General features: G+C 44.1%; 18 protein-coding genes and 1 pseudogene. 5 read left to right on the plus strand and 14 right to left on the minus strand.

What is annotated here, in order from left to right:
• The 3 genes and pseudogenes from V7K45_RS23965 to rimI form a co-directional block, all read right to left on the minus strand.
• Window positions 1-213 (minus strand): annotated as a pseudogene (locus V7K45_RS23965) (hypothetical protein); the annotation flags it as partial.
• 166 nt (window positions 214-379) lie between these two features.
• The gene (locus tag V7K45_RS23970; RefSeq protein WP_335007464.1) at window positions 380-2,848 is read right to left on the minus strand and encodes an ATP-dependent Clp protease ATP-binding subunit; all 2,469 of its coding nucleotides are present in this window, start codon (window positions 2,846-2,848) and stop codon (window positions 380-382) included.
• A gap of 566 nt (window positions 2,849-3,414) precedes the next feature.
• The gene (gene rimI / locus V7K45_RS23975) at window positions 3,415-3,966 is read right to left on the minus strand and encodes a ribosomal protein S18-alanine N-acetyltransferase (RefSeq protein ID WP_335007465.1); all 552 of its coding nucleotides are present in this window, start codon (window positions 3,964-3,966) and stop codon (window positions 3,415-3,417) included.
• A gap of 92 nt (window positions 3,967-4,058) precedes the next feature.
• On the opposite strand from rimI, the gene lysA reads away from it, so the two are divergent.
• The 3 genes from lysA (at window position 4,059) to V7K45_RS23990 (ending at window position 7,231) form a co-directional block, all read left to right on the plus strand.
• Window positions 4,059-5,459 (plus strand): diaminopimelate decarboxylase, encoded by a 1,401-nt coding sequence (gene lysA, locus V7K45_RS23980; protein WP_335007466.1) that lies wholly within the window; start codon window positions 4,059-4,061, stop codon window positions 5,457-5,459.
• 102 nt (window positions 5,460-5,561) lie between these two features.
• Window positions 5,562-6,485 carry a diadenylate cyclase CdaA gene (gene cdaA / locus V7K45_RS23985; protein WP_335007467.1) on the plus strand — a complete coding sequence of 308 codons (924 nt, stop codon included), beginning with the start codon at window positions 5,562-5,564 and terminating at the stop codon, window positions 6,483-6,485.
• The gene (locus V7K45_RS23990) at window positions 6,482-7,231 is read left to right on the plus strand and encodes an isoprenyl transferase (RefSeq protein WP_335007468.1); all 750 of its coding nucleotides are present in this window, start codon (window positions 6,482-6,484) and stop codon (window positions 7,229-7,231) included. Before cdaA ends, V7K45_RS23990 begins: the two co-directional genes overlap by 4 nt.
• Window positions 7,232-7,302: 71 nt before the next feature.
• Here V7K45_RS23990 and V7K45_RS23995 read toward each other — a convergent pair whose 3' ends face one another.
• Window positions 7,303-8,319: a potassium channel family protein gene (locus V7K45_RS23995; protein WP_335007469.1), complete on the minus strand. Its 1,017-nt coding sequence runs from the start codon at window positions 8,317-8,319 to the stop codon at window positions 7,303-7,305.
• Window positions 8,320-8,688: 369 nt separating this feature from the next.
• Here V7K45_RS23995 and V7K45_RS24000 point away from each other — a divergent pair, with 369 nt between their 5' ends.
• A complete protein-coding gene (locus V7K45_RS24000; RefSeq protein WP_335007470.1) occupies window positions 8,689-9,972 on the plus strand; it encodes an aspartate aminotransferase family protein in 1,284 nt (427 codons plus the stop codon).
• Between the two features lie 47 nt (window positions 9,973-10,019).
• Here V7K45_RS24000 and V7K45_RS24005 read toward each other — a convergent pair whose 3' ends face one another.
• From V7K45_RS24005 to V7K45_RS24045, 9 genes are all read right to left on the minus strand, one after another.
• Window positions 10,020-10,625 (minus strand): DUF4129 domain-containing protein, encoded by a 606-nt coding sequence (locus V7K45_RS24005; protein WP_335007471.1) that lies wholly within the window; start codon window positions 10,623-10,625, stop codon window positions 10,020-10,022.
• Window positions 10,626-10,739: 114 nt separating this feature from the next.
• Window positions 10,740-11,228, minus strand: coding sequence for a DUF2243 domain-containing protein (locus V7K45_RS24010; RefSeq protein WP_335007558.1), 489 nt, complete (start codon window positions 11,226-11,228; stop codon window positions 10,740-10,742).
• 96 nt (window positions 11,229-11,324) lie between these two features.
• On the minus strand, window positions 11,325-11,717 hold the full coding sequence (locus V7K45_RS24015) for a pentapeptide repeat-containing protein (protein WP_335007472.1): 393 nt from the start codon (window positions 11,715-11,717) through the stop codon (window positions 11,325-11,327).
• 73 nt (window positions 11,718-11,790) lie between these two features.
• Window positions 11,791-12,228, minus strand: coding sequence for an RrF2 family transcriptional regulator (locus V7K45_RS24020; RefSeq protein ID WP_335007473.1), 438 nt, complete (start codon window positions 12,226-12,228; stop codon window positions 11,791-11,793).
• A 179-nt stretch (window positions 12,229-12,407) separates the two neighbouring features.
• Window positions 12,408-13,757, minus strand: a complete 1,350-nt coding sequence (locus V7K45_RS24025) for a PAS domain-containing sensor histidine kinase (RefSeq protein WP_335007474.1) — start codon at window positions 13,755-13,757, stop codon at window positions 12,408-12,410.
• A gap of 275 nt (window positions 13,758-14,032) precedes the next feature.
• Window positions 14,033-17,053 (minus strand): beta-phosphoglucomutase, encoded by a 3,021-nt coding sequence (gene pgmB, locus V7K45_RS24030; RefSeq protein WP_335007559.1) that lies wholly within the window; start codon window positions 17,051-17,053, stop codon window positions 14,033-14,035.
• A gap of 47 nt (window positions 17,054-17,100) precedes the next feature.
• Window positions 17,101-17,427 (minus strand): hypothetical protein, encoded by a 327-nt coding sequence (locus tag V7K45_RS24035; RefSeq protein ID WP_335007475.1) that lies wholly within the window; start codon window positions 17,425-17,427, stop codon window positions 17,101-17,103.
• Window positions 17,424-19,835: a sucrose synthase gene (locus tag V7K45_RS24040; RefSeq protein WP_335007476.1), complete on the minus strand. Its 2,412-nt coding sequence runs from the start codon at window positions 19,833-19,835 to the stop codon at window positions 17,424-17,426. The genes V7K45_RS24035 and V7K45_RS24040 overlap by 4 nt, the downstream gene beginning before the upstream one ends.
• A gap of 326 nt (window positions 19,836-20,161) precedes the next feature.
• On the minus strand, window positions 20,162-20,551 hold the full coding sequence (locus V7K45_RS24045; protein WP_335007477.1) for a beta-lactamase hydrolase domain-containing protein: 390 nt from the start codon (window positions 20,549-20,551) through the stop codon (window positions 20,162-20,164).
• 264 nt (window positions 20,552-20,815) lie between these two features.
• Between V7K45_RS24045 and V7K45_RS24050 the strand changes: the two genes are divergently transcribed.
• Window positions 20,816-20,917 (plus strand): element excision factor XisI family protein, encoded by a 102-nt coding sequence (locus V7K45_RS24050; protein WP_442942041.1) that lies wholly within the window; start codon window positions 20,816-20,818, stop codon window positions 20,915-20,917.
• Between the two features lie 76 nt (window positions 20,918-20,993).
• Here V7K45_RS24050 and V7K45_RS24055 read toward each other — a convergent pair whose 3' ends face one another.
• Window positions 20,994-22,490 carry an aldehyde dehydrogenase family protein gene (locus V7K45_RS24055; RefSeq protein ID WP_335007478.1) on the minus strand — a complete coding sequence of 499 codons (1,497 nt, stop codon included), beginning with the start codon at window positions 22,488-22,490 and terminating at the stop codon, window positions 20,994-20,996.
• Window positions 22,491-22,551: the final 61 nt, after the last annotated feature.

The raw sequence follows: 22,551 nt of genomic DNA on the forward strand, positions 1-22,551 counted from the left end.
AAAAAGCCAAAACACAGAGGTACTGGACAACGAGTTGAAACTCCTAAATTTCATATCACTAATCAGTTTTTCAGCCTTAACTGAACCGTATTGATCGATAATCACCATTTTACCGATGTTTTCTTCTCGTTCTACTTGTTGACGAATGCTATTTTCATATAATTCTTTCGCACGTCGTCCAACTTCTTCGCGGCTTAAAAGTATGCTTTGCACGTCCTTGCTCCTTTGTTCATGTTGTGTCCTAATTCTACTACCAAGCTATAATACAAGGCGGTTTAGTAAACGATATACTAACGCAGACCGAAAAAAACGGTAGAGCAATAAATACTCTACCGTTTTCTAATTTTTTATTTGAGATTTAAATCTCAAACCTTAAATCTTACTCAACACCTTGGGGTAACAATTCCCGGCTCTGTTGAGAACTAACTTGCACAACGCCATTTTCATCCACATCAACTAAGGCTGTATCGCCATCCTTGATACGACCAGACAGAATTTCTTCTGCTAGGCTATCTTCTAACAGGCGCATAATTGCCCGACGTAATGGCCTTGCGCCGTAGCTGGGACTGTAACCTTCTTGGATCAAACGATCCTTGAAGCGGTCTGTGACTTCTAAGGTGATACCCTTTTCGGTCAGGCGACCAAATACTTCCTTGAGCATAATTTCGGCGATTTGGGTCACTTCTGGCTTGCTCAACTGACGGAAGACGATAATTTCATCAAGTCGGTTGAGGAACTCTGGACGGAAGTACTGTTTGAGTTCTTCGTTAACCAAAGAGCGAATCCGGTTGTAAGTTGACTCGCTGGCATCTTCGGAGAATTCAAAGCCGATACCGCTACCGCCTTTTTCAATTACCTTAGAACCAATATTGGAAGTTAATATCAGCAAGGTGTTCTTGAAGTCCACCGTGCGACCTTTGGCATCAGTTAACCGTCCGTCTTCCAAAATTTGCAGCAGCATGTTGAATACATCGGGGTGTGCTTTTTCGATTTCGTCGAACAACACCACGGTGTAAGGACGCCGCCGCACGGCTTCAGTCAGCTGACCACCTTCGTTATAACCAACATAACCTGGAGGGGAACCAATCAGCTTGCTGACGGTGTGACGCTCCATGTATTCGGACATATCTAAGCGGATCATCGCTTCTTCGGAACCGAAGAAGTAAGCAGCTAAGGATTTCGCCAACTCGGTTTTACCTACACCAGTAGGCCCAGAGAAGACAAAGCTAGCTATGGGTCGATTGGGATTCTTCAAACCGACACGAGCGCGGCGAATTGCCCGTGAAACTGCCTTCACAGCTTCGTCTTGACCAATTAAACGCTGGTGCAAGGTGTCTTCCATGTGCAGCAGCTTTTCAGATTCAGATTCGGTGAGTTTGTTCACCGGTACACCTGTCCAAGAAGCGACAATGTGGGCAATGTCTTCTTCTGTAACTACAGGTTCTTCATGTTCTGTGCCAGTTGCATTGGTCTTGCTTTGAGCGATCGCCCGGATTTCGGCTTTGATTTCCATTTCGCGATCGCGCAATTCTCCAGCTTTGTCAAAGTCTTGAGAGCGCACCGCGTCATCTTTTTCTTTTAATATCTGACGCAGTTCTTTATCTAACTCTTTGGCTGCGGGTGGCAGTTGAGAGTTAATCAAGCGCACTCTAGAACCAGCTTCATCAACTAAGTCGATGGCTTTATCTGGGAGGTAGCGATCGCTAATGTAACGGTCTGACAATTTCGCCGCCGCTACTAATGCTTCGTCGGAGATTTTCAGTTTATGGTGTTGCTCGTAGCGTTCGCGCAGACCATATAAAATTTCAATTGTTTCATCAACTGTAGGTTCACCAACCATTACTGGCTGGAAACGTCGCTCTAGCGCTGCATCTCGCTCGATGTGCTTCCGGTATTCATCTAAGGTTGTAGCACCGATGCACTGCAACTCACCTCTGGCCAAAGCTGGCTTGAGGATATTTGCTGCGTCAATCGCACCTTCTGCTGCACCCGCACCAATTAAGGTGTGTACCTCATCAATCACGAGAATGACATTACCCGCCGAGCGGATTTCATCCATGATTTTTTTCAAGCGTTCTTCAAATTCACCCCGATACTTGGTTCCTGCTACGAGCAAACCAATATCCAAGGTGACGACGCGTTTATCTTCGAGGATGTCAGGGACATCTTTGGTGGCAATGCGTGAAGCTAAACCTTCAGCGATCGCAGTTTTACCAACCCCTGGTTCCCCAATCAGCACTGGGTTATTTTTAGTCCGGCGACCCAATATTTGGATCACCCGCTCAATTTCTTTAGCGCGTCCCACCACTGGATCGAGCTTATTGTCTATTGCCATCTGAGTCAGGTTTGAGCCAAATTCATCCAGAGTCGGGGTTTTTGTGCGCCCGGATGAACCGCCTGGTGAAACTTCGGCAGTTTCTCCCAACATGCGGATGACTTGGGTTCTTACCTTAGATAGATCCACACCGAGGTTTTCTAGCACCCTGGCTGCGACGCCTTCCCCTTCGCGGATTAGGCCCAACAGCAGATGCTCGGTGCCAATGTAGTTATGCCCCAGTTGGCGTGCTTCCTCCAAGGAGAGTTCTAAAACTCGCTTCGCCCGTGGCGTAAACGGAATTTCCACGGCAACGAAGCCCGATCCCCGTCCTATAATTTTTTCAACTTCAATTCGGGCATCTTTGAGATTGACGCCCATTGATTTCAGCACCTTGGCAGCCACTCCAGTGCCTTCGCCAATCAGACCCAGGAGGATCTGCTCGGTTCCGACAAAGTTGTGACCTAAACGGCGGGCCTCTTCTTGGGCCAGCATGATTACCTTAATGGCTTTTTCTGTGAAGCGCTCAAACATGGCTTTATCCCATCATCTGCGGTCGTGCCGGTATGCTGATTTTAGCACAGGCAAAGCTTTTGGATGCCTGTATAACAGATTATAGACATCCTGAAGCTATGACTTGAGTTGATGGGCTAATTGTTAACTATTGACGACTCTTATCTGGCTAGTGTACTGAGGAGCTTGAGTTCACCAGCCTTTTTGGGATTTATTACAAACAGTTCACTGCTTAGATTAAGGGTTTCTTGACTCAATCCCAAACATTTATATTTAACATATATATTTTTTAATATCAAGCAAAAAATATTGATATAAAATTTACTTATACAATACATTTTTTATATAAAACATTTGAATAAAAATAAGCGCGGTAAAGTTACATTTTTTTGCTGAAGGCGATCGCAAGCCCCAATAATTCAAAATTAATCATGCCCAACTCATGTAAGGCACAAATAAACCTAACCATATAACAAAATATAAAAATTTCCAAATCCTTCCGATTGCTTCACTTAGAGAGGCTGCGCCAACGGGAACGCCAGGGGCGAACGCAATCACAATAATTATAAATTTTCTCGCCTACGTACTTACTTAAAAAGCAAGTGCCAAGAGGATTTTTCAAGGCGATCGCTAACCATAGAATACCATTGCTCTAAAGTTGTCTTAAATTTGCGGTGTTGTAAATCTGGGAGCCAAAGGATTAAAGCATCCTCATCATTATCTTGGTAGTAGCGCCGCCGCCGCCCTGCTGTTTTGAAGCCAAATTTTTGATATAAAGATATAGCCCCCAAGTTGGAAGCTCGGACTTCGAGGGTAGCTCGCTCCATTTTGCGATCGCAAGCTGTCTTAATAAGTGAATATAATAAAGCCGCACCCAAACCTTGACGGTGATATTGAGGATGAACCGCCAAAATTGTAATGTGGGCTTCATCTAAAATTGACCAAAAGCAACCCATTCCTAACAAACTTGTGCTGGAAGAGGGGGAAAATAAACCGAGTAAATCGCTGTTGGGACTATCTAATTCTCGCTTGTAGCCCTCCAGAGTCCAAAGTCCGCCAAAACAGGCTCGATCGAGTTCCAGAATAGCACTGAGATTTTCTAGTGTCAGTAATTTAATTTCTAAGTCTAATGCGATCACATTTATTGAATAACGTTACAAACCCTTTGTACACTGGGAATCGGGAGACAAACTCAAAGCCCGTAATTTAAACAAGGAAAACTTTTATAGTTATGGTATCGACTCACCCCACTGGGGTTCAACATTCTGGAAGTCAATATTTACCTCAAAGTTGGGACACCAACACAAATTCATCGCCTAATCAAGAACTTTTACCCTTGACTGCCAGAGTTCACGATCATGACCTCTTGGAAATTGGTGGGTGTGATGTTACGACCCTAGTTGAGCAGTTTGGTTCACCTTTATATATTTTAGATGAAGAAACCCTGCGTTCGGCTTGTCAGCAATACCGAGATGCTTTCAAGCAATACTACAAGGGTGAATCTCAAGTATTGTATGCCTCAAAAGCTTGGAATTGTTTAGCAGTTTGTGCGATCGCCGCCTCTGAAGGACTGGGTATCGATGTCGTTTCTGGGGGCGAACTTTACACCGCCTTGCAAGCGGGTGTCAGTCCCGATAAAATTTATCTTCACGGAAATAATAAATCTCGTGAAGAATTAATTTTAGCGATCGAGTCAGGTGTTACCGTTGTGGCGGATAACTGGTATGAGTTACATACCCTTGTGGAAATCGCACAACCCGACGATCGAGCAATCCGCATTATGCTACGGTTAACTCCCGGTATTGAGTGCCATACTCACGAATATATTCGCACGGGGCACTTAGATAGCAAATTCGGTTTTGATCCCAATGATTTAGATGAAGTTTTTACCTTTGTCAGCCAACAACCTGCCCTTAATTGTGTAGGAGTACACGCTCATATCGGTTCCCAAATTTTTGAGCGCCAACCGCATCAAGATTTGGCCGCCGTTATGGTGCAGTGGCTCCGGGATGCCGGGAAGTATGGTTTAAAGATTACAGAGTTAAATGTTGGTGGCGGTTTAGGGATTAAGTATATAGAATCAGACGATCCCCCTAGTATTGAAGAGTGGGTGAAGGCGATTTGTGAAGTAATTCAAGCAGCTTGTGCAGCCGAAAATCTGCCTTTGCCAAAATTACTGAGTGAACCGGGGCGATCGCTAATTGCCACGGCTTGCGTCACTGCTTATACTATTGGTTCATCCAAAGTTATCCCAGAAATTCGTACCTATGTAGCGATCGATGGGGGAATGTCTGATAATCCCCGCCCGATTACTTACCAATCAGTTTATCGGGCAGTAGTTGCCAATAAAATGTCTTCACCTTTAACCCAAACAGTCACAATTGCTGGTAAACATTGTGAATCAGGAGATATTCTGATTCACAATGCTCTACTCCCAAAGACTGAACCAGGGGATATTCTCGTAGTTATGGGAACTGGTGCGTACAATTACAGTATGGCATCTAACTACAACCGCTTGCCTCGACCGGCAGCAGTCGTAGTGGCGAATGGCGAAGCAAATTTAATTTTGCAACGTGAAACTTATGAAGATTTAATTCGACAAGATCGCCTACCAGAAAGACTAAAGAAATAGTCATTTGTCTTTGGTCATTGGTCATTAGCCAGAAACTAATAACTAATGACTAATGACTAATGACCAACTGTAAATTAGAGGCAAAAGTTTAATCCAGATGTCATGAGAGATTGGTGGAAGCAATGGCTGACAAACCTGGGGTGGTCACAGTCCTTGCTACTTGGGACTCTGGATATTGTGTTAGTGCTGGCGCTGACGTACATGATACTAGTTATTATTAGTGAGCGTCGGACACTATGGATGGTGCGGGGATTCATTATCTTAATGCTAGCCTCAGCACTAAGTGGCAGATTCGGACTACCTCTGCTAAGTTTTGTACTAGAAAAATTGGTGATTGGTTGTGCTGTGGCGATGGCAGTTGCTCTACAGTCAGAATTTCGGCGTTTTTTGGAGCAATTAGGGCGTGGCGAATTCCGTCAGCTGTTTCAACCCGACCGTCTGGCAATCCCCAAATCTGATAGTGTAATTGATGAAATTGTTGAGGCTGTTAAAGAATTGTCAAAAAACCGTATTGGAGCTTTACTAATTGTGGAAACCACAGGGCCAATTGATGAGCGAGATTTTTCTGTGCCAGGAGTAAAGCTAAATGCGGAGGTTTCTAAAGAACTAATCCAGACAATTTTTCAGCCGAAAACTTTGTTACACGATGGGGCAACATTGATTCGCGGATCGCGGATCGTGTCATCAGGTATAATTTTACCACTTTCGGGACGCACAGCCTCGCGCCAGTTGGGAACACGCCACCGGGCAGCAATGGGAATTACTGAGCGGGTCGAAAATTGCATTTGTGTCGTTGTCTCTGAAGAAACGGGTTCCATTTCCTTAGCGGAACGGGGAACCCTAAATAGACCGCTGACGATTAAGAAACTAAAAGAGTCATTAGAGGCTCTTTTATCACCAACCGTCGATAGGGAAGCTGTTGCTCCTGGTCTGTTGAGTTTTATTCGTCGGATAGGTGGGAAGACACTAGCACTAGTTTCACGTTTACTCAGATTACCATCGACCGCTTCTCGAGATAAAAAATGACAGCACAACAAACTAAACTGCAAGATTTACCTACTGATTTAAAACGAGAATTATTGCCGCACCACGTTGCGGTAATTATGGATGGTAATGGTCGATGGGCTAAACGTCAGGGTCTACCCCGAATTATGGGTCATAAACGAGGAGTAGATGCTCTTAAGGATTTACTTCGCTGTTGTCAGGATTGGGGAATTCAGGCGCTGACAGCTTATGCTTTTTCAACGGAGAACTGGAAAAGACCGCAGGAAGAAGTAGATTTTTTGATGACTCTGTTTCAAAGAGTTTTGCGCCAAGAACTGCGGGAAATGGTCGAAGAAAATGTTCAAATTAAGTTTGTAGGAAATTTGCAAGACCTACCGCGATCGCTTCAACAAGAAATTTCCCGTTCAATGGAAGAAACTAAGAATAATCGTGGTATCCGGTTTTCAGTAGCAACTAATTATGGCGGACGGCAAGAGATTTTACAAGCTTGTCAGGCGATCGCAAAGCAAGTCCAGCAAGGTATGCTACAACCCAATGAAATTAATGAACAGGTGTTTGAGAGCCACTTGTACACAGCCGGAATTACTGACCCAGATTTATTAATTCGCACCAGTGGAGAAATGCGCCTCTCAAATTTCCTGCTCTGGCAAATGGCTTATGGAGAAATTTATATTACCGATGCTCTCTGGCCCGATTTTGACCGTGCCGAATTTCACCGCGCCTTGTGTGCTTACCAGCAACGGGAGCGGCGATTTGGGAAAGTCTAAATTTATTTACGCAATTATGACTATAAAAACAATACCTAATTAGTATAAAACAGTAGTTAAATAAAATAAAATCAACTATTTTTCGGTCGTCGCAGTTTCTTGGAATTCATTGGGCCGAGAATTTGATTCAGGCTACGCAATTGCTCTGCTGTACCCATACCAATTAGCCGATCTCCCGGCATTAAAATTGTATCGCCAGTGGGGCCGCCGATTAAAGTTCCATCAACGCGGCGAATTGCCAAAACTAACGCTCCAGATTGCGATCGCAATCTCGCTTTTTGTAAAGTTTGACCGACAAAAGGACAGAAAGACGGTTCGAGTAAAAATTCTTCCATATACAACTGGCGGTCTGCACCTGTCAAAATCCCGTCTACAAAGTCCAAAACCTGGGGTCTGAGTGCGGCAGCAGCCATCCGCTTCCCACCAGTAATATAGGGGGATATCACTTCATCTGCGCCACCGCGTCGTAACTTCTGCAAGGCTTCTTCTGTACTTGCCCGTGCGATCACCCGAATTCCCGAATTCAGTGTTTTAGCTGATAATACGATGTATAAATTTTCAGCATCAGAAGGAAGGGCTGCAACGATACAAACCGCTCGCTCAATACCAACTTTCAAAAGTGTGTCATCTAATGTAGCGTCGCCTTGGTATGCTGTGTAACCTTCAGTCTGCGCCCTTTGTACTGATTCAATCTCCGAATCAATCACCACAAAAGGTGCCTCTTCTGCCCGAAATTCCTTGGCAATTTGGCGACCAGTCCGACTAAATCCACAGATAATGTAATGTTCTGATAGGGATTCCATTAACCGCCTCTGTTGCTGTAGCCGAATTCCTTCTTGAAAGTACCCTTGAATAATCGCTTCTGTAAATCTGTTGACAATGTAACCGATATTGACTACACCCAACAAAATCAGGGCAATTGTAAATAATCGTCCTCGACTACCGAGTGGATGCGTCTCTCCGTATCCCACAGTGGCTAAAGTGATAACTGTCATGTAAGCTGCATCTTCCCATGACCAGCCCTCCACTAACCAGTACCACAAAGTGCCAATAAAGAACACACCGCCAAGAGCGATCGCCCCAGCCATCAACTCTTTTTGGATACGTTGATATTTTTGCTCAAGTGTTGAGAATGAGGTAAAAATAGTACTTTAAACCTAATTTTTCTAGTTTTCTAGTAACTTTTTAATATTCGTCCTTTTTAGTATATTTAATCTAAGTAAGTGGGCAAGAATAAATCAAACTAAGTTACACCATGTAAAATTAATTTGTCTCTTAGTACAGCTTTGCGCGGAAAAATCAAGGTTTAATTTTTTTCACCACCGCCAGGCCTTTGAGGTTATATAAGCGTTAGCCTAAGAAGAAGTACGAGTTGTGCTAAATAAAAAGTATTTTTTAGGGATTTCTAGGAAACTAGTAAATAACTATATAATGAAAAACTTTCAGGAGGAGCGGTAGTGAGCCTACAAACTCTCGTTGACCAAGCCACCATCCCCCCAGATTCAGGGTCTGTAGCATCTAGTCCCTTTGATACAGATAGCTTTAATGAAGCTGTCATGTCTACCTACGCCCGGTTTCCCTTAGCCCTAGAACGGGGTGCTGGATGCCGGGTTTGGGATACGCAAGGGCGGGAATATCTGGACTTTGTAGCGGGAATTGCTACTTGTACTTTAGGACATGCCCACTCAGCGATGGTAGCAGCGGTAACACGCCAAATCCAAAAGCTGCACCATGTCTCTAATTTGTATTACATTCCTGAGCAAGGTGAATTGGCAAAATGGCTTGTCGATCATTCCTGTGCCGATCGCGTATTTTTCTGCAACTCTGGAGCTGAAGCTAACGAAGCCGCAATTAAACTGGCGCGGAAATACGCCCACACAGTATTAGACATTGAAAAACCGATTATTTTAACCGCCAACGCCAGTTTCCACGGACGGACTTTGGCAACCATTACCGCTACAGCACAACCGAAGTATCAAAAGTACTTCGATCCTTTAGTTCCTGGGTTCCACTACGTAAATTACAACGATATTAACGCTGTGGAAGTAGCGATTAGCGAGTTAGATGAAGGCGATTATCGGGTAGCAGCAATTCTGATCGAGCCATTACAGGGAGAAGGCGGTGTTCGTCCAGGAGATATTGCCTATTTCAAAAAGCTCCGGCAAATTTGCGATGAAACTGGCGTTTTGTTGATTTTTGACGAAGTGCAAGTTGGTATGGGACGCAGCGGCAAATTATGGGCTTACGAACATCTCGGCGTTGAACCCGATATTTTCACCAGTGCCAAAGGCTTAGGTGGAGGTGTCCCCATCGGTGCAATGATGAGCAAGAAATTTTGCGATGTTTTTCAACCAGGGGAACACGCTAGCACCTTTGGCGGAAATCCTTTTGTGTGTGGTGTAGCACTCAGTGTTTGCCAGACATTGGAACGGGAAAATATTTTGCAGAATGTCCAAGACAGGGGCGAACAGTTGCGATCTGGATTGAAGGCGATCGCTGCAAAATATCCTCAGCACATTGGCGAAGTTCGGGGTTGGGGTTTAATCAACGGTTTGGAGTTACGAGCCGACATCGAGATAACCGCAGCCGATGTCGTCAATGCTGCCATCAAGGAGGGTGTATTGCTGGTACCAGCCGGGCCAAAAGTAATTCGGTTTGTGCCACCGTTAATTGTTACAGAGGCAGAAGTCAATGCTGCCTTGCAAGCTGTGGACAAGGCGATCGCAATTCTCACCAAATAAAATATTGTTTATTTTGTGTAGAGACGTTGCATTGCAACGTCTCTTTTTCATTCTGGGGAAATTTCTCGATAAGCTTGCCGACACTGCTGATAATTGTCTGGCAAAATCTCAGCATTACCAAAACATAATTGCTCGTGAGTAGTAATTAAAGTTTCATAAGGCTGTATGGGAGTCACAGAAGATCGCAGCAATTGCAAATATTCTCCATCAGTACGGCTGAGTTTGTGGGGTGCGATCGCACTTTTATCCAACTGCTGCAACATCGCTAAATAAATACAACGGCAAGCCTCACGGTAGTTACCCTGACGATAAAATTCTTGCGATCGCTCCAACAAAATGGCTATGGATGACTCATTGGAGCGAGTTTTGACGCGAAAATCAGTGAGATTGCCACTTCTATTTAGCCAAGAATATATATAGGGACTGAATTCTCGCCATAATCGCCAACCCACCCACGTTATAAATAATCCCAGTACCAGCCAAAATAGGAATTTCAGCAATTCACCAAGCCAAGGACTAATTGACCATCCAGTAGGCAATTCTGGTAGAGCTTTTTCAAAGCGGTAAAACTGGTATTCCCACCATTCACCCGCTTGTTGTTGGAATTGAGACAAATGCCAACTCCAGCTAGTTTTTTCAAAAGTATCTGTCATAGGAGGGAGTGGGGGAGCAGGGGAGTGGGGGAGCAGGGGAGCGGGGGAGAAGTTGCAGTAAGTTTTTTCCCGTCTGCCCCCGCTCCCTGCCTCTCTGCTTCTAATGACCAATGACTAATGACTAATGACTCTTGACTCTTTTTTTATCATTAGCCAGCCGATGGCAACAAGTAGCGCACCGAATGCCAGAAATCCTAGATCCCAAGCTAACTCATTTGGGCCTGGTTTGACATGATGGACACCGAGAATTTGGTGGTCAATTAAACCTTCAACCAAGTCGAATAACCCAGTCCCAATCAGTATCGATCCAATAAAGGTTTGTGATGACCAAGGAACATCATCACGTCTTCCAGCACGCCATAATAACACAAGTCCTGCCACGGTGAATACCCAATTTAAGGTATGAAAGAACCCATCCCACACCATGTTCAAATCTATATTCGCCCTGTTTGTCAGAGGTCTAATGTTACTGAGCATGTGATGCCACTGGAGGATTTGATGCAGTAAAATTCCATCAATAAACCCTCCAAGACCCACACCAAGAAAAATTCCAGCAGTAATTAGTGGTGCGCGTCGGTTGAGGGTTTCACTTTTCGCCTCCATTGTCAACCTCATAGATAGGCTTTCTTACCAAAATACAACTCTTTTGAGAGAAATATCTTCTATCTTGAGGCAAGTACCATATTTAACTTAAATTAATCAATCTTCAAATTTAATCTGCATACCCGCTTTCACCGGGTCGAAATCTTGGGGAAAATGGGTATTGCGATCGCAGTCTGCTTTTTCTAGGTTTGCTCCTTTAAGAGCGGCTTGGCGGAGATTTGCTGACATCAATAATGCTCCCCTAAGATCGGCATCCTTCAGATTAGCTTGACTAAGATCGGCAAAGCTCAAATCAGTTCCTCTTAAATTAGCGCTACTCAGGTTAGCTTCACTCAGGTCAGCATAACTTAGGTCAGATCCTTTTAAGTTAATGCCTTGCAAATCAGCATTACCCAGTTCTGCTTTACTAAAGTTCCGTTTTCCTGCTGCATAACTCTCCACGAGAGTAGAGGCACTATTTATAGGCTGTTGAAAATTGACTTCAGGCATATAACAGCGTCACAGGTTGTCTCGTCATTACTTTCACGTATCCTTTCTAATTACGAATTAGTAATTATACTTCCTAAATGTAATACATTAGTTCCTTCTGTTGTCGGATCGATCTTCGTTCACAAAGGTCTTGGAGTGTATATTTTTCCAAAACAGAGTTAGCAGCCTGACGTGCTTCTTGCCAAACTTCCTGAATTAGCTCACCTTCTACTGTATTAGGAGTCGGCTCAGAAGAAGAGACAACAATATCTGACCCTTCCATGCAGCTAAAAGCATCCAACACTGTAATTTTTCCGGGATCTCGTGCTAGAACATAGCCACCTTTGGCTCCGCGTATACTCTTAATTAAACCTCCACGTCTTAATGTTGCCAGGAGTTGTTCTAAATAGCGGTTGGGGATGTCTTGCAATGCCGCTATCTCTCGAATTTGAAGGGCTTCACCGTTAGGGTAGCAGGTTGCCAACTCTAACAGGGCTAGGAGTGCGTATTCTGATTTGTTAGAGATTACCACAGGCGTAATATTTTAAGCTCATATTTAAAGATACAAAGTCTTTGAGTTTGTTTCCCTAAGCTACTGCGAAGAAAAACTTTACAATCAACTCATTGTTGACCGGCTTACTCCACTTTAAAGACCTTCTAGCATACAAGCAATTACTTTTGTTTTTAAATTCGATAAATAAAAGTGATTGGTTAACTATACATGGAACTTGAAAATGGCAGAATGACTGTAAAGGTAGTTCCCGCATCGATCGCACTTTCAACTGTAATTTCGCCGCCGTGTAAATCTACAGCCTGCTTGACAATGGACATCCCTAATCCCATTCCTGGGATATTGGCTGTATTACTAGCGCGATGGAAGGGTTCAAAGATGTGTTCAATGTCAGCAGCGGGAATGCCAATACCAGAGTCTTGAGTCTGAAATATAGCTTGCTCGTTGGCAGTGGTTAGAGAAAACCTAACTGTACTGCCAATGGGAGAGTATTTTAGACAATTTGAGAATAAATTACTCAAGATTTGGCGCAGTAGTTTCGCGTCTAAGTTAGCTTCTGTGCATTGGCACTCACTGCTAAAAACGATCGCATGTTGTGAGCGATCGCTCTGTTGTAATTCTTCTAATAAATCGCGGCAAAATTCCACTAAATTTATCGGTGTTGGATTAAACTCTAATTTGCCTGTTTCATCCTGACTGACCACCAATACATCATTTAATAAGTGGGTTATATGCATAACTGATTTTTGAATGCGATGTAGGTGGGTCTGTTGTCGCTGTTCGCTCCAGAGGTGGCGATAATGTTCTAGTAATTCCGCAGAAGAGTGGATAGTAGCCAAAGGGGTGCGAAACTCATGGGAAGTGATGGTGAGCAAGCGGGATTTAAGTTCGCTAAACTCCCTTTCTTTGGCAAGTGCTTGTCGCATCGCCTCTTCTGCCCATTGCAGCTTGGCTTGGGTTCGCTTGGTTTCGCTAATGTCGCGCAATAACCAGCGCAGACTAACTAACTCACCAGATTGATTGCGGATAGCAGCAACCTTAACCGCAGCCATAATAGGTGTTTTGTCACGCGGCCGCAGGGTTACTTCCCACTCTTGCATTTTCCAATCTGGGAATTGGGCGCGATCGCGCAGATAAGTCAGTTTCAAATGAAAAGCAATTATTTCTTTCTCAAGTACAAAAATCCCTATGGATGTGCCCAACAGCAAACTTTTAGAAATGTTGAGCAGAGCGGTGGCGGCTGAGTTAGCTTCCTGAATTATCCCTTTTGTATCGGTCACAAAATAAGCGTCTGGTACTTCCTCAAATAATTCTTGGTAGCGTTGACTTTCTGCTACCAAAGCCTGTTGAGTTTTGGATAATTCTTCATTCTGCTGCTTTAAATCTTCATTTACTAGTTGCAGTTCTTCCAAAGCTAGGTAAACTTCTTTGAATACTGCATTGACGAGTTCAATATCTGCTTGTGCTTTTTGCTGTTCGCTCTGGCGTTGCAAGAGGGCGACGCGCTTACGCATGTTCTCTATCTGCAAAGCTAAATCGTCCAAATTCACGCTCTTGCTCCTAATTTCTAAAGTGGGGTTTTGTTTTAGATTCCCTACTTAGACGATCTTAGCTTTTGGAGTTTAGCAGTTATCAGCAATTTCAGCGTAGTTTTAGTTATTTGGGGTGATTAGGACTTAATACAGCAGAATGCAGGATTAAGAATTGGTGAATGGGCTACGCATAACAGAAGAAAAATACTCTTTCTACCTGGCTTTAAGACGAATCTTTGTGTATTTCACCTTCCTGGAAATCTGCTGTAAGCAATCAAGCAGTTCTCGTTTGTTTAATGTTTTCGTTTGGAAATGTTACTCAATTGCTCTCGAAGGTCAGCCCATTTAATACCTTCTAGGCTGGGCAAAACAATATGAGCGGCTCCAACTCGCTCAACCGGGCCGAGTCCTACTGCCCACATCCCAGCAGCGAGAGCGGCTTCAACACCGGCTGCGGCATCTTCTACAACCACAGATTGCCCTGGTTCGATTCCTAGCTGCTTGGCTGCGTACAGAAATAGGTCGGGTGCTGGCTTGGGTTCTTGTACGCTGTAACCATCAGCGATCGCATCTACCTTGTCCGCAATGCCCAATCGCTCGATTACTGTCTGGGCATTTTTGCTCGCTGAACCAATACCGATTTTAATACCAGCTTGCCGCAGTTCATCCAAGAAGGCGATCGCACCTGGTAACAAATCGTGGGATGTCATGTTTTGGATTAATTCCACATAGTAGCGATTTTTGCGCTCCATCATCTCCTCAATTTGTGCTTCCGAATACGCTCTATCGCCAATAATCAGCATCAGAGAAGCACGACGGGATACACCCCGCAGGGCTTCGTTAGCTTCTCGATTAAACGGTATACCCTCTTCATCAGCTAGCTTTTGCCAAGCGAGATAGTGAAGTTCTGCTGTATCTGTTAGCACACCATCTAAATCGAAGATGAATCCTTGGATGTTGGGATTGTGGGGAGTGGGGAGTGGGGACGATGAAGAAGCAGGGGAGGCAGGGGGAGAAGTCTGGTGTTCAGAAGCTTGTGAGTGTGAATTTGGGGGATCGGGGGAGAGGGAAAGTTGGAGAAATTCTTGTTGACGAGTTATGTCTTGGGCGACTTTTCCCTGATGTAGATCGAAGTCGTGCCATTTCCCGCGCCAGTGCAGTCTAAACTTTAGACGCGTCCAGCCAGGGGGTAGGTGGGGGTTGGCTACAGGGCCATTTTCAGTTAATTGGATGCCGCCGAATCCAAAAATTACAGCTTGCCAAATTCCACCAGCACTAGCGCCGTGAATTCCGTCGTTGGTGTTACCTCGGTTATCTTCAAGATCCACCATTAACGCCCGCATAAATTGTTCGTAAGCTTCAGCTGATTTGCCCAAATCGGAAGCTAAAATGGCTTGAACTGCTGGGCCAAGGGACGAACCATAAGTAATATCAGTGCGGGGTGCGTAGTAGTCCCAGTTTGTCTGCAATGCTTTTTCGTTGTAGGGAAAATCTGCTGATTCCCGCATTAAATATAGGAGCATTAATACGTCTGGCTGTTTGAGTACTTGAGATTTGTTGGTTTTATCAATACCTAAGATCGGTTGCATGGAGCGATCGCGTGGTTCATAATCTGCTAAGTTGATATCTTCTAATTGGAAAAATCCCTCGAACTGCTCGATTAATCCTGTTGATGGGTCATAGAAAAACAATATTTTGGCGACGATCTCTTGCCAGTGCGATCGCTCCTCTGGGGTCAGCTTTAGTTTCTGTTCTAGTTCGGTAGCTCGTTCGGGGAATTTATCAGCCAACCAATCATAGACGGCGATCGCTTTCTCTAGATGCCATTGCGCCATCCGGTTTGTAAAGGCGTTGTTGTGGACTAATTCATGGTATTCATCTGCTCCGATTACTCCCTGAATTTCATACCGCGAGCGCTCAGAATTGAATTCGACTCGACTACCCCAAAAGAGCGCGGCATCTAAGATAATCTCTGCGCCGTAGTTTTGCATCCAGTCATCATCACCAGTGGCTTGCCAGTAGTTCCAGACTGCGTAGGGGATATCTGCATTGATATGAATTTCGCGATCGCGACACCAAATCCGCACGTCTTCACCATAAAAATCACTGCCGATAGACCAACGTGGTGTCACTTCATCTCCAGTATCAGCACTTTCCCAGGCAAACATAGCCCCTTTATACCTGTAATGGCCTGCCTTGCGTCTAGCTCCTGGTAAGGTGTGCCAACGGTAACTGAGTAAGTTGCGGGCGATCGCTGGTTGGGTAAACAGAAACAAGGGCTGCATAAAAATTTCTGTATCCCAAAAAATATGACCGCGATAGCCAAATCCTGAAAGGGTTTTAGCAGGAATGCTCACTCTGTCATCATCCCGTGGGGCAGCAATCAGCAGTTGAAACAGATTGTAGCGAACAGCAAAAGTAGCTGTGCTATCCCCCTCAATCAGGATGTCACTTTGCTGCCAAACCTCATTCCATGCCTGCTCATTGGCTTTTAGTAATGTTGCATAATCTGGCAGCTGTGCGAGTTTTTCTCGAGCTGCTGGAACTGGTGCTTCAATCTCCCGCGAGGTAAAAACGGTCACGAGTTTTTCCACCGTTACGGTCTGCTGCGCTTTAGCCAAGAAGGTTGTACTCAAAGTAGGATAACCAGGTGCGGTATTGACTTGCAAAGATGCTTCAGTGCCTAATATTGTCAAATTAGCTGCCATACCGACTTCAATCCGAGAGTTGCGCGTGCGACGTTGCAACCAGATTCCTTGGTTAATCTTGCCTTGATCTAATTCTTCCCAGTGATTAAAACCCTGATTTTCGGGATAGCCATTGATGCTAGCTTGAACTTCGATTAATCCCTCAAAATCTATTGGTGTTAGATGGCAGCGTAACGCCAACACGTGCGGATCTGCAAGACTAGCAAAGCGTTCAAAGCTTATATCTATGGTGTTCCCACTGGGAGAGCGCCAACGCACGGCCCGAGTCAGTAGTCCTTGGCGTAAATCAAGCTGGCGATCGTAGCGCAATATCTCACCTCGATCGAGACGGAAGCGATCGCCATTTACAATCACTATCAAGGGTAGCCAGTCAGGGCAATTTACCAGCTCAGTGTAAACCACAGGCACATCATCGTAGACACCGTGGATAAAAGTAGCTGGCAATGCATGAGGATAACCTTCCTCAAAACTGCCTCTGGTTCCCAGGTATCCATTGCCGATTGTAAAGACGGTTTCTTTGGAGTGCAATTGCTCAGGGTCAAACTGGGTTTCGATTAATATCCAGTCTGTGTAGATAAAATGACGAGAACAACCTTTTGTTTGCATAAGTTGGGAGTAGAGATTTTGAGTCTTTGAGCTAGATGAACGAGTATCTAAGGTGGATGAATGGAGTTCTGAGGTGGATTCATCCAGTTCAAAGGTGGATGAATGGAGTTCTGAGGTGGATTCATCCAGTTCCAAGGTGGATGAATGGAGTTCTGAGGTGGATTCATCCAGTTCAGAGGTGGATGAACGGAGTTCCGAGGTGGATTCATCCAGTTCAAAGGTGGATGAACGGAGTTCCGAGGTGGATTCATCCAGTTCAAAGGTGGATGAACGGAGTTCCGAGGTGGATTCATCCAGTTCAAAGGTGGATTCATCCAGTTATAACTCTCCCCTGCTCCCCTGCTCCCCTGCTCCCCTGCTCCCCACTCCCTCATCCCCCCTTATGCTTTTCCAAAATCTTTTCGACTCTGGGTTTATAAATGAGATGGAATAAGGTTTCCATGTAGCGATCTCTAGCTTCGTTATTTTCGGGAGCAACAAAGTTCCAAAAACTAAACATTTTCGCAAGCAGTAGTAATTGATTACTATGTAAATGCCAATTATATTTGTGATGAATTCGTTGACTCATCCATTCTGAAACTTCGTACCAGTATTCAGTATGAGTATCGCATTGTTCCAGGAAGTCTAAAATTTTCGTTGCTGTTCCTTCTAAGTCTGTAGGATTAACATTAAATTGGTTTTCTTTGTTCTCGATAATTTCTAAAGAACCGCCAAATTGAGTAGCAAAAGTTGGTAAGCCAGAAATCATCGCTTCTAAAATACTCCGACCGAAGGATTCAAAACGAGCAAAATGGACATAAATTCCTTGAGAATCTGCAACTACTCGGTAGGCTTCGCCGATATCCCTGCTAGGGATACGCATCCCCACCCAGCGAATCTTGCCATCGAGATGATATTGGTCGATAATGTCGTGGAGTTTTTGAATTTCTTCTGCTTCTTCTGGGTTGCTAGCTTCATGTAAATGCAGTTTAGTAGTTAATAGAATCAGGTTACAACGCTCTTGCAATGCCTGACTTTTACCAAAACATTCAGCTAAACCAGTGAAATTTTTGATTGAATTGATGGTATCAAGGGCAAAGATTGGTCGATTACTGGGGCGTTCTAAATAACCAAGAATTTGTGGATCTTCGCGGGTAAAGAGTAAGTCGTGGACTTGCGTGCAAAGTTTAGAATCTCGGTTTTCTTTTTGGCTGTAGGGAAAGAAAAGATTTTCATTTACTCCCGGCGGCACTAAGTTAAATTTAGGACTAAACAAATCAATGCCATCAACTACATGATACAACTGCGGCATCGTAAACCACTTATACGACTCGTATTGACCTATGGTATCAGGCGTGCCAACAATTTCTTGATAGGACGATGTGATGATAAAGTCAGCTGCATTCATGCTAATCAAATCGGCGGTAAATTGTGCCGAAAAATGATATTTCTCTTCTAAATCTTGCCAATATAAATTGCTAAATAGATATTTAGGTTTTTCCAAAGAATGGGCAATGTTACACTGGGTGACTTTCATGCGGCGAGATAGCAGAAAGGCTACTAAATTACCGTCGCTGTAATTGCCAACAACTAAATTAGGTTTGCCTTTGAATTGAGCTAGTAATTCTCTTTCTGCATCTATTGCAAATTGTTCTAAATAAGGCCAAATCTCAAATTTAGAAATCCAATTATTCGTAATCTCTGGATTGAATTCACCAAAAGGAACGCGCAATATCCAAGCATTTTCAGTATCTTGGACTTTTTCTAAGGGCAGGTTACAAAATGTGCCTTCACAGTTAGGAATTAATCGAGTCAGAATAATTATATGGGGTTTAATACCTAGCTGGTCGAGTCCAGCGAGTTTGATTTGTTCGCGCAGTTCGTTTTCTAGACTGCGAGCTTGTTCGAGGACGTAGATAACTTGACCGAGTGTTTCATCTCTTCCCAAAACATCCTCCTGTCCAACCCAGCCGTGGACAGAAACGAGGACGACGCGAAAGATGGCGGGGACGCGGGCCACAAAAGCTTCTAAAATGGCAGGTTCTGGAGAGTAAATGAGTCGATCGAGAAGTTCTAAAGTTTCAGAGACTCGCGCCGCAGTGTTACCCCAACCTGGCTCAAAGCCGAGTTCTTGGAGGTCAAAGCGGAATTTTTCATAAGGTTCATCAGGCGATCGCTCACTCAGGAATTTGAGCGCTAGCTTAATTTGTTTGGCTAACTGAATACCGGAGGAAATGCGATCGCTTAACAATAGGCGAATACCATTGCATTGCAGCCTATGTAATGCTTTAAATAACATTTCTACCCAATATTCAGAGTCAGTCAACAATTGATTGCACAGGTAACGGTTGAGGAAGGCTAAACCTTGACCAATATTTCTCGCATCGTCAATTCTTGGAGAACTCTCATAGAAGGGGTGGAGGTCGATTTCGAGAATATGGGGTTGGTAGCGGTTGACTAGACGATCTCTCACATCTAACAGCGCTTGAGGCGTCATCTGCTCGAACCTGCTAAAGTCGGCTGTCAGTTGCCAAACTTCTTGATTAGCAATCCTCGGTCGAATCACGAACCAAGTTCTTTCCTCTTCGAGAATGATTTCGTGGGTATATTGTATTAGTTTGCCAACAGAAGAAGAGTGGTAAAAATAGGCTGGCTTTTGGGATTGATGACAGTAATCAGCAAAGGCTTGCAAAATCTCATTTCTTAGGAAGTAATGCTTACCTGAAACACTCAACGCATAAATCAACTGATGTAGAGCAGTTTTTTCATCACCGTTGGAGAGAGCTTGAACTAGTTCATACATGATGACGAATTCCAGAAATTTAGCTAGGTAATAACCTCATTTTTCTTTCCAGTTTTCGGTTTGCTGAGGTATATTCCCCAAACGATCCTAAATTACTATAAAAATCTTCGCGTCTAGCTCTGGGATGAAAGGCTGTGATAACTTCAAATCTATGGGAAGAGGAAGTAGAGGAAGACAGACAAGGGAAAATTATTGAACGAGTTTCTTTCTCAATCAAGTATAAAACACTATTTTCAATTAAGTACTAAAGCAAAATTGGAGCGATCGCTAGTAAGCTTGGAATATAATTTTTTTGACTTTTGGCTTTTGACTTCCGCCTTGCGGTACTAGTCTGATATCAAGCCTATATTAATAACTTTTTGTAGGGCTTTTTCAAAGCCTATACCCTGTTTAAGAGCGATATACAAAAATACTATTGCAGATGAGCGAATTGAATTATCACAATGTATCAGAGTCGGTTTAGGTAGTTCAGTGATGAGTTCATATATTTGGAGCATACATTGATGATTAATATCTTCAGATTTAGTTGGAAAATTAACATAATACAATCCCAAAAGCTCAGTCTTTTCCTGTTCATTAGCCAGCAAGCCTGTTTCGTCAGGCAAACGTAAGTTCAGTACAGACTTATAACCCAGATCGGCTATTTGTTGTAGCTGATCTAGTGTAATTTGCCCTGCGATCGCTAACTCATGATTAATTTCCCTAATAGTCTTCATTAGTCGGATTAACTCCATTTTGCCGACATTGCCCTAGCTTCAACCTTAGCAAAATAATTTGAGGAACCTGTGAGGAAATTATTAAAGTCTAAGGAATTGGAGCATTGGGCATGGGGCGTTTAGCCCGTTCCGAGTTCTGAATTCCGAGTCAATATAGCGATAGCCAGTACAGTTAGGACGTAGACTAGTAATGCCAAACCCCTACAGTTACAATTTCCCGCAAAAGGTGATTGAAGCGATCGAATTGAATGCGCTGAAGAAGGAATGGCAACTGAGTTAATGCGTTTAGATGTTCCTGCAAGTGATATTGTCTTGGCTTTTCAGCCTCCAGAAGTGAGGAAATACACTGAGTTTGCAACGGTTTAAAGCAGCAAAGCGGATTCAAATTTAAGGAGGGTTAGGGATAATCAAGCCTTAACCCAAGAGTATTATTTGCAGATAATTAACTGCGGTTATCTATCTGAGCGCGTTGCAAACTTCCAGAGAAGTCAACATAGACACTTTTCCATTCTGTGAAAACGTCCATTGCAGTAGTTCCAGCTTCGCGGTGTCCGTTACCGGTTTGTTTCACACCACCAAAGGGTAAATGTACCTCTGCGCCAATAGTAGGGCCGTTAATATAGGTGATACCTGCTTCGATGTCGCGCATAGCAGTAAAAGCCCGGTTGATATCGCGGGTGTAAACTGAAGAAGAAAGACCATAATTGCTATCGTTGAGAATTGCGATCGCTTCCTCAAAGGAGCTAACCTCAATTAATGCCACCACTGGCCCAAATATCTCTTCACGGGCAACTCGCATATCAGGAGTTACATCATCCAAAATAGTTGGTTGAAAGAAGTAACCGTTTTTCAACGAGCCTTCACTAGCAATTTCTCCACCAATTAAAACCTTTGCTCCTTCTTCACGAGCAATATCCAAATACTTTCTCACCTGTTGGAGTTGCTTTTCATTGATTATCGGGCCAATATCTGTATTAGAGTCAGTGCCAGCACCCAAGCGTAACTTACTGGTACGCTCATAGAGCATAGCGGTAAATTTTTCCTTGATATCACGATGCAAAATCAAGCGACTGGTAGCCGTACACCGTTGTCCAGTTGTCCCAAAAGCTCCCCACACTGCACCATCGAGAGCAAGTTCTAAATCCGCATCTTCCATCACCACTTGAGCGTTTTTACCACCCATTTCCAAACAGACACGCTTGTGAGTGCGGCCGCAAGTCGCACCGACAAAAGCACCTGTTTCTGAGGAACCGGTAAAGGATACTAAATCTACATTGGGATGCTCAACTAAAGCTTTCCCCACCTCCTCTCCCACACCATGCACCAAGTTAATTACTCCTGGTGGTAAACCTGCTTGTTGAAAAATTTCAATCAATTTAGTTGCACAGGCAGAGGTATCTTCGGCAGGTTTGAGAATGACTGTATTGCCACATACCAAGGCTGGCATAGCTTTCCAGCAAGGAATTGCCACCGGAAAATTCCAGGGAGTAATTAAAGCACAAACTCCGATGGGCATCCGCACAGTCATGGCAAACTTGTTGGACATTTCCGAAGGTGTGGTTTGCCCAAATAGTCGCCGTCCTTCGCCAGCACTGTAAAAGGCACAGTCAATACCTTCTTGGACATCTCCCCTAGCTTCTGTCAAGGGTTTACCCATTTCCCGACTGATTAATTGGGCAAGTTCTTCTTTATGCTGAAGTAATATTTCCCCAACACGAAAAATGTATTCTGCCCTCGCTGGGGCCGGGACTTTGCGCCAACTGCGGTAGGCTTTCCGGGCGGCGGCTACTGCTGTATCTACATCTTTAACTTGAGAACGGGGAAATGTGGCCACGACTTCGGTTTTGTCGGCAGGGTTGCGACTTTCTAGGGTTGCTTCTCCTACAGCACTCAACCATTGACCATCTATATAATTGCGACAAGATAGCGGAGTTGTCATCTTGAAAATCTCCGACTGATGATCTACTGAAACTTGTGTATTAACTTTGCTTGCTTTCTAG

This window comes from Nostoc sp. (assembly GCF_036917375.1).
Taxonomy (GTDB): domain Bacteria; phylum Cyanobacteriota; class Cyanobacteriia; order Cyanobacteriales; family Nostocaceae; genus Nostoc.

Coding starts and splice junctions, on each gene's coding strand:
- V7K45_RS23970 (WP_335007464.1), bottom strand. CDS start 2,848: ATGTTTGAGCGCTTCACAGAAAAAGCCATTAAGGTAATCATGCTGGCC.
- V7K45_RS24015 (WP_335007472.1), bottom strand. CDS start 11,717: ATGCCTGAAGTCAATTTTCAACAGCCTATAAATAGTGCCTCTACTCTC.
- V7K45_RS24040 (WP_335007476.1), bottom strand. CDS start 19,835: ATGTATGAACTAGTTCAAGCTCTCTCCAACGGTGATGAAAAAACTGCT.
- V7K45_RS24035 (WP_335007475.1), bottom strand. CDS start 17,427: ATGAGGGAGTGGGGAGCAGGGGAGCAGGGGAGCAGGGGAGCAGGGGAG.
- V7K45_RS24050 (WP_442942041.1), top strand. CDS start 20,816: ATGGCAACTGAGTTAATGCGTTTAGATGTTCCTGCAAGTGATATTGTC.
- V7K45_RS24005 (WP_335007471.1), bottom strand. CDS start 10,625: ATGACAGATACTTTTGAAAAAACTAGCTGGAGTTGGCATTTGTCTCAA.
- lysA (WP_335007466.1), top strand. CDS start 4,059: ATGGTATCGACTCACCCCACTGGGGTTCAACATTCTGGAAGTCAATAT.
- V7K45_RS23995 (WP_335007469.1), bottom strand. CDS start 8,319: ATGGCTGGGGCGATCGCTCTTGGCGGTGTGTTCTTTATTGGCACTTTG.
- V7K45_RS24055 (WP_335007478.1), bottom strand. CDS start 22,490: ATGACAACTCCGCTATCTTGTCGCAATTATATAGATGGTCAATGGTTG.
- pgmB (WP_335007559.1), bottom strand. CDS start 17,053: ATGCAAACAAAAGGTTGTTCTCGTCATTTTATCTACACAGACTGGATA.
- cdaA (WP_335007467.1), top strand. CDS start 5,562: ATGAGAGATTGGTGGAAGCAATGGCTGACAAACCTGGGGTGGTCACAG.
- V7K45_RS23990 (WP_335007468.1), top strand. CDS start 6,482: ATGACAGCACAACAAACTAAACTGCAAGATTTACCTACTGATTTAAAA.
- V7K45_RS24045 (WP_335007477.1), bottom strand. CDS start 20,551: ATGAAGACTATTAGGGAAATTAATCATGAGTTAGCGATCGCAGGGCAA.
- V7K45_RS24010 (WP_335007558.1), bottom strand. CDS start 11,228: ATGGAGGCGAAAAGTGAAACCCTCAACCGACGCGCACCACTAATTACT.